Origin of the sequence: Flavobacterium sp. CSZ (assembly GCF_015350725.1) — a bacterium.
Lineage (GTDB): Bacteria > Bacteroidota > Bacteroidia > Flavobacteriales > Flavobacteriaceae > Flavobacterium.
In genome coordinates, this window is sequence record NZ_JADKPQ010000001.1 from 517143 (window position 1) to 531047 (window position 13905).

Sequence of the window (13905 nt, forward strand, 5' to 3'; positions counted from 1 at the left end):
TTAAGTCAAGAAAGTAGCCCGTTTTTTTGTCATCCCGAGGAACGAGGGATCTCCACAAGTAGCTCGACAATCCAAGCAAAACTTTGTGTTAGTTTCTTGCGGAGATCCCTCGTTCCTCGGGATGACAAACTTTGTGGTGATTTTCTTTGTGGCATTTCTAGTGTGATCTCTCCTCCGTCGAGATGACAAGATTGTGGTTACAAGATTGTGTTAACATTCTTTGTCGAATTTCTCGCGGAGATCCCTCTCCCGAAGCTTCGGGATCGGGATGACAAACTTTGTGGTGATTTTCTTTGTGGCATTTCTAGTGTGATCTCTCCTCCGTCGAGATGACAAAAATGCGCTGACTAACTTTGACAAAGATCCCCAAACCCAAAAAAACCAGCGAAAACCCGCTAAACCCGAATAATCCGCGGGCCAAAAAAAAACGAAAAGGCTGTCAAAATTAGACAGCCTTTACTTTTTATGATTCGCAACTACTACAAGTCACCAAACTCGTAACCAATTCTTTAGATACACTTTGGCTGCGTTGGTAATACAAACTCTTGATTCCTAATTGCCATGCTTCGATAAGCAAACGGTTTACATCCTTAATTGGTAAATCCGATGGGATATTTAAGTTGATACTTTGTCCCTGATCTACATATTTCTGACGGATTGAAGCTTGTTGCACAATCTCTAACTGACTGATTTCTTTAAAGGTTTTAAAGACATCTTTCTCTAATTGACTCAACTGACTCATGTGCTGAACGCTTCCGCCATTTAGCATGATTTCTCTCCAGACTTCTTCGTTATCAAGGCCTTTTTCTTCTAATAAGGTTTTTAGGTATTTATTTTTACGCATAAAATTACCTTTACTCAAACCTGCTTTATAGTAATTACTGCTAAAGGGTTCAATTCCCGGTGAAGTTTGCCCTAAAATAGCCGATGATGAAGTCGTTGGCGCAATTGCCATTGTTGTGGTATTACGTCTTCCGTATCCTTTTAATAACTCCGGTTCGCCATAAATTCTGGCCAAATCCTGAGTTGCCTTATCGGCTTTATCACTGATATGTTTGAAAATTTCTGTGGTTTTCATTTTGGCTTCAAGACCTTCAAACGGAATCATATTTTTTTGCAAATACGAATGCCATCCTAAAACCCCTAATCCTAGTGCGCGGTGTCTTTTTGCAAAACGATTCGCTGCTGCCAGATAATAATTCCCTTCTGTTTTTTCGATGAATTCCTGTAAAACCGCATCAAGGAAAAAGATCGCCAGTTTTACTGCTTCAGTATCTTTCCATTCTTCGTAAAGTTCCAGGTTCATTGACGAAAGGCAGCAAATAAACGATTCATCAAAGCTCGATGGCAACATGATTTCGCTGCATAAATTACTTGCGTTGATACGCAGGTTTTTGTCTTTATAAACTTGTGGCTTGTTTTTGTTTACATTGTCACTAAAAAAGATATAAGGCAATCCTTTTTGCTGACGGCTTTCCAGAACTTTAGCCCAAACTTGTCTTTTATCTGCATCACCATCAATCATTTCCTGCATCCAGTAATCCGGTACACAAATTCCGGTAAACAAGTTCTGGATTGGATTTCCGATGCTTTTTATCTTCAAAAATTCTTCGATATCCGGGTGATCTACGTCTAAATAAGCTGCAAAAGCCCCTCTACGAACGCCACCTTGCGAAATCGTATCCATCGTCGTATCAAAAAGTTTCATGAAACTTACCGCTCCACTACTCTTTCCGTTATCGGTTACGGCACTTCCTCTTTCGCGCAATTCTCCAAAATAGCCTGAAGTTCCTCCGCCAATTTTGGTCTGCATGATTACTTCACCCAATTTATGTGTAATTCCTTCGATTTCATCTGGAACGTGAACATTAAAACAAGAAATTGGCAAACCGCGTTCTGTTCCCATATTGGCCCAAACTGGCGAGCTGATACTCATCCAGCCGCGTTCGATCATTTCTACAAAAGACTCTTTTAACTCAGGTTTGTACAATCTTTTTGCAGCAGCGGTACAAATTCTGTCAATTGCCCCTTCTACGGTTTCACCTTTTAAAAGATATCCACGATTTAAAATTTGCTCACTTTCAGAGTTTTTCCACCACATTTTATTGTCTGCTTCGCTTAGCGGAGCGCTGTTTCCTGAAATTGTATCTATTGTATTCATAATTGTAATTTGCTGTTTTAGAAAAGGTCGTTTGCCGTAATACTTTTGTCGTGTTTGGTATATTCTACCGGTCTTTTCGCAAAGAAATCATCAAGGCTGTTGGCAAAAACTTCTTCCTCGAACCATGCCATTGCTTTATAATCTTCTGCAGGAACATTAAATATGGTTGGAATATTGATCTGAGTCAGACTTTCGTCTAATCTGAATTTCATGAAGTTTACCAAATCTGCTTTTTTGATTGTTTCGATTTCACCATCTTCAAAAATCCAGTCTAATATATCGGCTTCAACGTTGATAGAATCCTTAACCGTTTCCCTGATAAGCGTTAAAGTTTCCTCATCAAAATAATCCGGGAATTCTTCGCGTATTTTGTTTACAATATAAATTCCGCCATTGGCATGAATTTGTTCGTCTATAGAAGTCCATGCGATAATATTGCTCACATTTTTCATATATCCTTTAAATCTTGTAAACGACAATAAAATCGCAAACTGGCTGAAAAGTGATACATTTTCGATTAGAATACTGAATAATATCAGCGAAACCACGTACTTTTTATTGTCTTGCGATTTTGTATCTTTTAATACATTCGAAAGATAATCTACACGTTTGCGGATCACCGGAATCTCCATAAGTTTTTCGAATTCATCATTATATCCTAAAACCTCCAAAAGGCGCGAATATGCCTCAGAATGCCTGAACTCACATTCAGCAAAAGTACTTCCTAATCCGTTGAATTCCGGTTTTGGGAAATGCTCATAAATATTACCCCAAAAACTTTTTACGGCTACTTCTATTTGTGCAATGGCCAATAAACTATTTTTGATGGCTGTTTTTTCGGCGGCATTCAAAAGCGAATGAAAATCCTGAGTATCAGCAGTAAAATCGACTTCGGTATGCACCCAATACGCTTTATTGATGGCTTCAGTAAATTGTAACACTTCTGGATATTCAAAAGGTTTATAGTTGATTCTTTTATCGAAAATAGACATATGTATAGTATTAAATGGTGACTTATTTAAAATAAAAATGATTCGTTTATTGGGGGAGTTTAAACGATATTTCTATAAATACAAAATTAACCCACAGTTCTTCTTTAAACCACCTTTTGATGTTAAAAAACCATCCAATTATCAACAGCCGAAAGCCTCTTAAAATCGATCAGAAATTTACATTTTATCAACAGCCTTAAAATATTCCGTAACACCCAAAACATCAGCTATTTAAAATAAATCTAAATAGAGTTATCAACATAAAAAAGGAAGTCGATATCCATTTCAAAAAAAACAGTTATCAACAATCGACTTAAAAAAAGTAGCTTTTTTCATACGTTTTTATCGTTTTATTAAAAATAATTTCGTCCGGCAAGAACATTTTCAGTCTTGTTCTTTTTATACCATTATTTGCTCATCTTTCTACTCTTAAAAATAAATAACTTTTTGATTTTAAGTGATTTATATTAACAAAACGAATCCTTTAGATTTTCTTATTTTTATCTAAAATCCAAAAATCAACACTATTTTTCGCATTATTTTAATGAAAAGGATTAATATTTAAAACTTACCGTAATTTTGTACTCTTAAAATAAGAAATCATGATTATTAGAAAAGCAACAATTGACGATTCAGAATCTATTGCCAAATATTTATTGTTAGCAATGGAACAAATTATATATAAATTTATTGATGAAAAGGATCCAAAAACAGCTTACTATTTCCTGCTTCATTTTGTTGAATCTGAAAACAATCAGTACTCTTATCAGAATTGTTTTGTAGCCGAAGAAAACGACGAAATTGTTGGTGCAGTTGCTGTTTATGATGGAGGAAAACTACAAGAACTGCGAAAACCTGTTGTTGATTATGTTCGTCTTAATTTCAATCCTGATTTTAGTCCCGAAAACGAAACGCAAAGCGGAGAGTTTTATATTGATTCTTTAGCCGTAAGTCCAAATCATCAGGGAAAAGGAATTGGTTCTCAACTATTGCAGTTTTTGATTGAAGAATTTGTAACCAAAAACAAACAGACTTTAGGTTTATTGGTTGAGGAAGGAAATCCCGGAGCGAAAAAACTCTATTTAAAATTAGGTTTTAAAGTGGTTGGAGTGAAAACTTTGGTGGGAAAAACTTTGGAACATTTACAGATTTCTTAGTTTTTTGTTTCAGGTTTCAGGGTTGAAATGAGAATACTTTGTCATTTTACCGCAAAGAGCGCAAAGTTATACGCAAAGTTCGCAAAGTATCTTCGAAGCATATCAATTTTTGCTACCGAGTGCTCAAGTTTTTTTTACTGGGCTGGAATAATCTCGCAAAGGCGCAAGGATGCAAAGTCTGTGTTTTAATAGTATTTAATTAACTCTAAAATAAGAACATAAGCTTAAAAAACTTTGCGCCCCTGCGTCTTTGCGAGATTAAAACATTGCAACTTAAAAATTAAGTTTACAAACATTAGCAAATACAAAGTTTAAACACAAAGCTTTGCGTCCCGAGGCTTCGGGATGCGTTTTTATAAAACCTTGCTTAGTAAAAAATCTTGCGCCCTTTGCGGTAAAATGGTAAAGTACTTCCATTCACTTTTCAAACCTGAAACCTGAAACTTGAAACAATTTCAACCTCTTTTCTCTCTTAACAAGATTTTTACTAAACGACTACCCGAAATATGTGTTAAGATTTCATAACTCAAAGTGTATCAGTCAAAAAGTTTTATATTTGCACACCAAAAAATTTATTACCCTATTACAATTAAGGACTTCAATGCTCCTTAATTTTTTTTTTATTACACTTTGAAATTTACATTAAAAAATACCTTTTCCGGCAGGAACTTCTTCATTTTAGGAATCATTTTCATTGTTCTTACGCTGCTTTCTATTTATATACTGAGTGGTTTAATGACCGAGGTTACCGAAAAATCAAATGCCGAAAGTTCACAGCGAAGCTTTGTAAAAAAACAGGAAGTCATTGCGCAGGAATTAACCCGCTTTTTAGAGACCAAAAACGAACTAAAACGAATTGTTGATATCAGCAATGCTAAAAACTTATCTGATAATCTAAAAGTTTTAAGTACTATTCATGCCAATGATAGTCTTGTCAAAAACAACTGGTTTGAGATTAATGACAAACAAATCGAATTTACAAGTTCCAAAAACAGCCCTGCTTTAAAAACTTCTATAAAGGATTTTGGTACTAAAAACAAAGACTTAAAACAATCTAATTCTATTGTTGACGATTCTGAAAACTTTTTTTGGCGTATTTATTATAAATACATCGCTGCGAATGGTACTGTGGTTCGATACGGCTATGATATAGATCTGCAGTCTCTTCAGTCTTATTTCTCGACTATTGACCAGAAAGCGCCCAATTATGCTTTTGTTTTCGATAAAAAGGGAACGATCATTTATCATCCTGAAATAAAATTACTCAAAAAGAATATTTTTAAGCTTACCAATATAGCACCTCAGGATACTACTTTTGCTAAAAAAGAAGGATTCAGCAAACGAATTGCGCCTTCGGAATATTTGCTTTTGGATATTGTACGATATACCAAACGTCTGAATGTAAAAGGAACACATTGGTATATCGCGGTAAACTTTCCGAGAGAAATTGCTAATGAAGATGTAAATGCGGTTAAAAAATATGCGTATCTCATTTATATTATTACCACTGCTATATTAATTGTCTTCTTTTATTTGTTTAACATTTTCACCCGAAGAACTTTTCAGGAGAAAGAAATCCTGTCTCAGGAAAAAAACAAGCTTCTCTTGGAAAACGAAATGATTAATAAAGAGAAAGCCCTGATTCAGCTACAGCAATTGAAGGAGCAGATTAATCCGCATTTTTTATTCAATTCGCTGAATTCGCTGTATATGCTGATTGAAAATAATACCGGCGTGGCGCGGAAATTTACATTAAACCTTTCTAAAATTTACAGGTATCTTATAAATCCTCCTGTTAACAATATTGTTACGGTTCAGGAAGAATTGCTTTTTATCGAAAAATACATCTTTTTGCAGCAAACCCGTTTTACTGGAGAATTCGTCTTTACGATCACTATTGAAGATGAAAGCTTTCTGGCAAAAAAAGTGCCTTATCTGGCTTTTCAGATTGCGGTTGAAAATGCGATCAAACATAATATTGCTTCTGAAGAAACTCCATTAAAAATAACAATTAGCATTAACGAAAACGTTGTAATTATTACCAATAATTTAAACGAAAAGCAAAACTTCGGGAAAGAATCTAAGTTTGGTCACAAATACTTACAAAGTATTTATAATTACTACGGTAAGGACGATTTTAAAGCCTTCAAAAAAGATGGCGATTTTACTTGCATTTTACCTTTAATTGGATAAAAAAAAACATTCACTCCCGAAAAAAAGCCACTCACTCCATTTTGCTTTTTTTAACGTAATTCATGCAATATTTTTAGCCAAAAATTAACCTAAACTTAACTTTCTATGAGAGAAAAGGCATTGTTGAGAAGTCTAAAAAATATCGCTTTGGTGGTATTGGTACTGAATACTAGTACTATGATGGCTCAAAAAAAGAATAAAAAGAATAAAGAAGACAAAACAGAACAAGTTAAGGATTCATTAAAAAATTCGAAAGGACAAAAATATGATGACCTTATCAAAAAAGGGACTTTCAAAAAAGGATTGTTCAATACCATTCAGGTAAAAACAGACCTTTACCTGGAGATCAATGATTCATTGTTTCAAAGAGAGTTTTTGGTTGTCAATAAAATTTCAAATGTTCCTTTACCTGTTAATGATGCAGGTTTAAATAAAGGAATGAATTACGAGAATAAAATCATCACGTTTCATAAAGATCTTGTTGCCAAAAAAGTTTGGGTAAAATCATCTGTACCTAAAGTTTCATCGCCGGTTGGAGATGCTATTACACAATCTGTCAACAGCAATTTCTCAGAATCGATTATCGAAGTTTTTGATATCGAAACCAAAAACAATGATTCGACATCAGTAGTAATCAAAGCCAATAAGGTTTTCGACGGAAAACAAAAAAGTTTTAATGATGTGTTAAGCAATATTGGTTTTGGAGGATCTGTAAAATCTGAACTTTCGTATATAGAAAATGTGAAAACGTTTCCTAAAAATATTGTCGTAAAATCGCAACTGACTACTTCTGTTGCTGAAGGCGGTCCTGCCCTTTCGGTTACAATTGGTGTTACTTCTAATATTATTTTATTGGATAAAGTACCTATGCAGGCTCGTTTTGCCGACAAACGTGTTGGGTATTTCTCTGAGAAACACTGGTATTTTAGTGATAATCAACATGCCATGCTCGAAAAAGAACTGATTACGCGCTGGAGATTAGAGCCTAAAAAAGAAGATATCGAAAGATACAAAAAAGGCGAATTGGTAGAACCTAAAAAGCCTATTGTTTATTATATCGATCCATCGACACCAAAACAATGGCGCTCTTATATTATAGAAGGAGTTCGCGACTGGCAGGCCGCTTTTGAAAAAGCAGGTTTTAAAAATGCCGTTATCGCAAAAGAACCTACAGAAGAAGATACAGATTTTGATATTGATGATGTACGCTACTCCGTGATTACTTATGTGGCTTCGCCAAAATCAAATGCTATGGGACCTGCGGTTGTAGACCCAAGAAGCGGTGAAATTATTGAATCTGATATTATCTGGTGGCACAATGTAATGACTTCATTACAAAGCTGGATGCGCATTCAGACCGGAGCAATTGACCCAAAAGCAAGAGGCAACAAATTTAGCGATGAACACATGGGAGAAGCAATTCGTTTTGTATCGTCTCATGAGGTTGGACACACTTTTGGCTTGAAACACAATATGGGTGCTTCATTTGCTTATCCGGTAGAATCATTAAGATCACCAGCTTTTACAGCAAAAATGGGAGGAACTGCTCCTTCGATCATGGATTATGCACGTTACAATTATATCGCTCAACCGGAAGATAATGTAGAAGCTATCACGCCAAAAATTGGTGAATACGATAAATATGCTATCGAATGGGGTTACAGATGGTATGCAGATCAAACAGAAGAACACAATGCGTTGAACGCCCTGATCTCGAAACACCAAAATGATCCTGTTTATTTCTACGGAGAACAACAAGACGGTGACAGTACAATAGATCCTCGTTCACAATCTGAAGATTTGGGTGATGACGCTATGAAAGCCAGCGAATACGGACTTAAAAACTTAAAAAGAGTTGTTGGAAAAATCCTGGAATGGACGTATGATAAGGATGAATCTTATTACCAAACGGGTAAACTATATATTGGTGCAATTGGCCAATGGAATTTGTACAACTATCATGTATTAACCAATGTTGGTGGTATTTATTTGAATACTACAGTTCATGGTGATAACAAACAAAGTTATGTAGCGGTTCCGGCTGCGATCCAGAAAAGAGCGGTTTCTTACTTATTAAACAATAGTATTAAACTTCCGGAATGGCTGTTTTTTAACCCGATTTTGGATAAAACAAATCCGTTGAAAGATTCACCTCTTGGGCCTTACGAATACACGCCTTATACATTGGCAAGAGAATTACAATATGGAGTTTTATACAATCTGTTAAGTGACGATCGTTTATTGCGAATGACAGAAAACGAACTGTATCAGCGTAACGAGGTAAAAGAAAATGTATTCACGGTAACACAATTATTCAAAACAGTACACCAAAGCATTTTTGCTCCTACGATCCAAAACAAATCACTTACGATTATGGAGCGTATGACACAGAAAAACTATGTAGATGTTTTAATTGTTTCTACCAACAAACTTTTTGAAAAAACAGATACTAAAAAAATTATTCAGTTAGAAGAAACATTAAGCATGCCTCATTTATGTGATTATTTAGAGGAATCTAAAATGGCACGTAATATTAATCAGTCGGCTCTGAAAAGAGTTTCTGAAGTTACATCTGATAAAAAAGGCGAATTAAATCAGATTTTGCAATTATTGAAAACAAAGAGAAACATTGGCAATCAGGAAACGAAAAACCATTATTTCGACCTCATTCAACGTATCGAAAAAGCATTAAACAACACACTATAATTTAACACAATCCAAAAACAAACCAATGAAGAATTTATTTTACATGCTGAGTTTCCTACTTGCCCTCTCGGGGTATGCGCAGGAAAGGACTATTAAAGGAAAAGTACTGGACGCCAAAGACGGACTGCCGATACCGGGAGTTACTGTTTATGTCGAGAACAGTTCTATATCCAACAACACAGAACAAAAAGGGGTCATCACGAGCGCAAGCCTAGGTACAGTAACTGATTTTGATGGTGCATTCGAATTCAAAATCAACAGTAACATCAAAAGTTTAAGAGTTTCCTATATGGGATATTTGCCTTATACAATTGATATTACAGATAAAAACCAATATACTATTTCTTTAAAATCTGACGTAAGCGAATTAAAAGAAATTGTAGTTACAGGTTACCAAAAGATCGAAAAAAGAAAACTGACTTCAGCTGTTGCAAAAGTTGAAATGGCAGATATCAAACAAGCGGGTGTGGCGAGTTTGGATCAAATGTTAATTGGTCAGGTTGCGGGTGTTGCCGTAACACAACAAACAGGAGCTCCGGGAACGATCTCAAAAATCAGAATTCGTGGTACAGCATCTCTTAATGGTGCACAGGATCCGTTATGGGTTTTAGATGGTTTACCTCTTGAAGGAAATGATGTTCCTCAAAACTACGACAAAGACAATATTGACGTATTGAGCAATTTTTCTATCGCAGGTTTAAATCCTGAAGATATTAAAGATATTACCATATTAAAAGATGCTGCTGCAACTGCCATTTACGGTGCAAGAGCTGCAAACGGAGTTATTGTGGTAACGACTAAAAAAGGAAAAAAAGGAAGTATGAAAGTAGATTTGAATGTAAATACTTTCGTGACTCAAAAACCTGATTTTTCTAAATTAAACCTTTTAAATTCTTCTCAAAAAGTAGATTTTGAACTTTCGCTGGCTTCAAGAGAGAATTTGACTTACAGAGACGGTAATGGAGAAATTTCCCGTATTCTTAATCAGGCTAATGAATTAGGAGCCTACAGATCGGGAGGTTTTTCGTCTCTAAGTCCAGCAACACAAAACTCAATCAACGCTTTAAGAAATGTCAATACTAATTGGGGTGATTTATTGTACAGAAGTGCTATCAATAAACAGTATACATTAAGTTTATCTGGTGGTGGAGAAAAATCTGATTACTATTTCTCTTTAGGAGCTTACAATGAAGAAGGTGCTACTATAGGAACTGGTTTTGACAGATACAACCTTACCTTAAAAAACAACTTTGATGTAACCGATAAATTGCATGTTGGTGTTGGAATTTTTGGTACGCAAAGCAAGAAATCATCTTATATTTCAGATACAGACACTTTTACCAATCCTGCTAATTACTCCAGAAATGCAAATCCATATCTAACGCCATTAAACGCTGATGGAAGTTATAATTATGATAAAGATATGCTTGGATATGGAAACGGAAGAGTATATATTCCTTTTAATTACTTAGAAGAAAGAGAAAATACCAATTATGAATTGACAACAAGATCTATAAAAGCATTGCTTGATGTTGATTATAATATTACAAAAGGATTAAAAGCAAGTACACAAATTGGTTTACAGTTTGACAACAATGCCTCTGAAAAATATGCCGGTAAAGACACTTACTATACCCGAAAAGAAAGAGAAAAAACAAGTGTATTTGCAAACGGAGCTTATACTTATTTCCTTCCTGTTGGCGGAATTATTCAAAATTCAAACACTGACTTTTTTCAATATAACTGGAAAACGATGGTGAACTATAGCACCACTCTTGGAGGAAAACATGAGTTAGAATTTATGGTGGGTAATGAATTAAGAAAAAACAAAAGCACAGCTATCAATACAAAAGGTTTTGGTTTCGACCCAAAAACGTTGACTACAACTCAAATTGTTTTTCCAACTGAAAATTATGCAGCTGACGCAAACTACAGAACGTATTTAAAGAATGAAAACGAAAATGCATTTGCATCGTTTTTTGCAACAGCATCTTATACTTATGACAGAAAATATACTTTCTTTGGAAGTGTTCGTTACGACGGTTCAGATTTATTTGGTGTAGATCCTAAATACAAATACTTACCATTATGGGCAGTTTCCGGTTCATGGGCAGTATCTGAAGAAAATTTCTTAAAAGGTAATGAAGTAGTTTCTAATTTACGATTACGTGCATCTTACGGTTTACAAGGAAATATCGATAAAAACACTTCTCCCTATGTAGTTGGAGAAAACAAAACGGTAGTTATTTTACCGGGGCAAACAGAACCTATTATTAATGTAATTTCTCCTCCAAATGATAAATTAAGATGGGAAAAGACAGAGAATACCAACTTTGGGATGGATCTTGGTTTGTTCAATAACCGTATTAGTATTGTAACAGATGTTTACGGAAGAAAAAGTACCGATTTAATTGGTTTACAATCGCTTCCTGTTGAAAACGGTTTTGAGTTTACAAACGCTAACTGGGCTCAGGTAACGAATAAAGGATATGAGATAGCTTTGTCTACACGAAACATTGATCGCCCGAACTTTAAGTGGAATACCACTATAAATTTTGCTCACAATAAGAGCAAGGTTGATCGTATTCAGACAAGATCTAATAGTTATTTACCATCAAGAGAAGGATTACCTGTTAATGCCGTATTTGCATTAAAAACAGCAGGAATTGATGAAAGTGGTTTCCCTTTATTTGTAAACAAAAAAGGAGAAACTGTAAGCACACAAACTCTTTTTGGTCTTTTTGATCCTTATGCAGATTTCTTCCCTGGCGTTTTATCTCAATCAAAACTTACGGATGAAGAAACAAGAGATTTGTTTAGTTATGTTGGAGATGCAGATCCTAAATTTACCGGTGGTTTTATCAACACTTTTAAAGTTCATAATTTTGATCTTACAATTGCTACTACTTTCAATCTTAAACAAACCGTTGTTGAGAAACCAAATTTTAATGGTACAACGTTAGATCGTGGTCAAAACTACACTACAGATGTTCTTAATGCATGGTCACCTACTAATACAGGTTCACACATACCAGGAATTACCAGTGAGACTTCAGGAACAGGAGATTCATGGATGGCATACCAATGGTATTCTGGCGGAGCACCACTTAATGTTTACAATTATCTGGATACCTGGGTTCACGAAATGAGTTACATGCGTTTAAGCAGTGTTCGTTTAGGATATTCATTGCCTAAAACTGCAACAAAAACTTTGTTTATGGATAGCATTAGATTTAGTATCGAAGGAAGAAACTTATTTGTAATCAGCTCTGATTATAAAGGTTACTTTGACCCGGAAACATTCGGAAATATCTATGCACAACCAATCCCAAGATCAATTTCTTTAGGATGTAACCTAACTTTTTAATCTGATTTAAAATGAAAAATATATTAAAATACGTATTCTTTGCCGGTGTAGCCATTACGACTGTAAGCTGCGACCATTATCTTGATGTTGAACCGGTTGGCAAAGTAATTCCGGAAACCTTAACTGATTATAGAGCAATAATGACAAAAGGCTATTCTATAACAGCTATTCATAAAGCATTATCTGCTATTAGAGCAGACGAATTGGTTTTAGATGAATTTAATGATAATGCCACTTTCTACAGGGATCATTATATTTGGAAAGATGCCAATCCTGATAAAACAACAAACAGTTTTCCGTATGCTGGTTTGTACAACAGAATTTTCTATACGAATGTGATCATCAACGAAGCAAGCGCAAAATTAGCGCCTTCTGCAGAGAAAGATCAATTACTTGGAGAAGCTTATGCATTAAGAGCATTAACTTACTTTGACTTATTGAACATATTTAGTAAACCTTATAATGCTGCAACAGCTGCAACAGACAGAGGAGTTCCATTAGCTTTAAAAATAGATTTAGAACAGGCTTATGTTCCCCAAAGTGTCGCTGTTATTTACGACCAGATTTTATCTGATGATGAAGAGGCTAGAAAATTATTGAATTTAGATACTCAAACAGCGGGTATAAACTACCGTTTTTCTAAAGCTTCATTATATGCTATGGAATCTCGTATTTTCCTTTACAGAAAAGAATGGGCTAAAGCTATTGAAGCTGCAGATAAAGCCATGACATACAAAAGTGCTTTAATCAACTTAAACACAACAGCTGCTTTGCCTAATCTTTATAACGGACCAGAATCTATACTAGCGCTTGAGGATCCTTTTATTAATCTTTTAAAAGGGACATCCTATGCTGCGCCAACCTTAACAGGGGTTTATGATAAAACAAACGACTTACGTTTTGCTTTGTATTATCAGGCAAGCGGAAGCAGATACAGATTCAGAAAAGGGGGTGATATCGCTCAAAAATGTACTTTCAGAACAGCTGAATTGTACTTAACCAAAGCAGAAGCATCAGCACAATTAAACGATCTGCCAACAGCGAGAACAACTGTAATCACTTTTATCAAAAACAGATATACTGCAACGGCTTTTAACGCCTTAAGTTCATCGATTGCTGCTATGACACAAACTCAGCTTCTTGATTTTATTACTCAGGAAAGACAACGTGAGTTTGCTGTAGAAGGTCACCGTTGGTTTGATTTGCGAAGAACCACTCAAAAACAAATCATTCATACTTTTAATGATCAGGATTATACATTAATAGAAAATGATCCGCGTTATACGCTTCCATTTCCTCTTGATGCCCGTTTAAACAATCCTGAATTGT

At 35.1% G+C, this 13905-nt stretch carries 7 protein-coding genes; 5 read left to right on the forward strand and 2 right to left on the reverse strand.

What is annotated here, in order from left to right; genetic code table 11:
- Window positions 1-463: 463 nt before the first annotated feature.
- Both IRZ78_RS02135 and IRZ78_RS02140 read right to left on the reverse strand, forming a co-directional pair.
- A complete protein-coding gene (locus tag IRZ78_RS02135; RefSeq protein WP_194614948.1) occupies window positions 464-2161 on the reverse strand; it encodes a ribonucleoside-diphosphate reductase subunit alpha in 1698 nt (565 codons plus the stop codon).
- A 17-nt stretch (window positions 2162-2178) separates the two neighbouring features.
- Window positions 2179-3153 (reverse strand): ribonucleotide-diphosphate reductase subunit beta, encoded by a 975-nt coding sequence (locus IRZ78_RS02140; protein ID WP_194614949.1) that lies wholly within the window; start codon window positions 3151-3153, stop codon window positions 2179-2181.
- Window positions 3154-3755: 602 nt separating this feature from the next.
- On the opposite strand from IRZ78_RS02140, the gene IRZ78_RS02145 reads away from it, so the two are divergent.
- The 5 genes from IRZ78_RS02145 to IRZ78_RS02165 form a co-directional block, all read left to right on the forward strand.
- Window positions 3756-4310 (forward strand): GNAT family N-acetyltransferase, encoded by a 555-nt coding sequence (locus IRZ78_RS02145; protein WP_194614950.1) that lies wholly within the window; start codon window positions 3756-3758, stop codon window positions 4308-4310.
- A gap of 630 nt (window positions 4311-4940) precedes the next feature.
- Entirely contained in the window at window positions 4941-6503 is a 1563-nt protein-coding gene (locus tag IRZ78_RS02150) for a histidine kinase (protein ID WP_194614951.1), read from the forward strand.
- 105 nt (window positions 6504-6608) lie between these two features.
- Window positions 6609-9209, forward strand: coding sequence for a zinc-dependent metalloprotease (locus IRZ78_RS02155; RefSeq protein ID WP_194614952.1), 2601 nt, complete (start codon window positions 6609-6611; stop codon window positions 9207-9209).
- 25 nt (window positions 9210-9234) lie between these two features.
- Window positions 9235-12576 carry a SusC/RagA family TonB-linked outer membrane protein gene (locus IRZ78_RS02160; RefSeq protein WP_194614953.1) on the forward strand — a complete coding sequence of 1114 codons (3342 nt, stop codon included), beginning with the start codon at window positions 9235-9237 and terminating at the stop codon, window positions 12574-12576.
- Between the two features lie 11 nt (window positions 12577-12587).
- Window positions 12588-13905 (forward strand): RagB/SusD family nutrient uptake outer membrane protein (locus IRZ78_RS02165; protein WP_194614954.1); only part of this gene is annotated, 1318 nt, incomplete at its 3' end.

Bases quoted from the DNA above. Each gene is read 5' to 3' on its own strand.
- IRZ78_RS02145 (WP_194614950.1), top strand. From the start codon at position 3,756: ATGATTATTAGAAAAGCAACAATTGACGATTCAGAATCTATTGCCAAA.
- IRZ78_RS02135 (WP_194614948.1), bottom strand. From the start codon at position 2,161: ATGAATACAATAGATACAATTTCAGGAAACAGCGCTCCGCTAAGCGAA.
- IRZ78_RS02155 (WP_194614952.1), top strand. From the start codon at position 6,609: ATGAGAGAAAAGGCATTGTTGAGAAGTCTAAAAAATATCGCTTTGGTG.
- IRZ78_RS02160 (WP_194614953.1), top strand. From the start codon at position 9,235: ATGAAGAATTTATTTTACATGCTGAGTTTCCTACTTGCCCTCTCGGGG.
- IRZ78_RS02140 (WP_194614949.1), bottom strand. From the start codon at position 3,153: ATGTCTATTTTCGATAAAAGAATCAACTATAAACCTTTTGAATATCCA.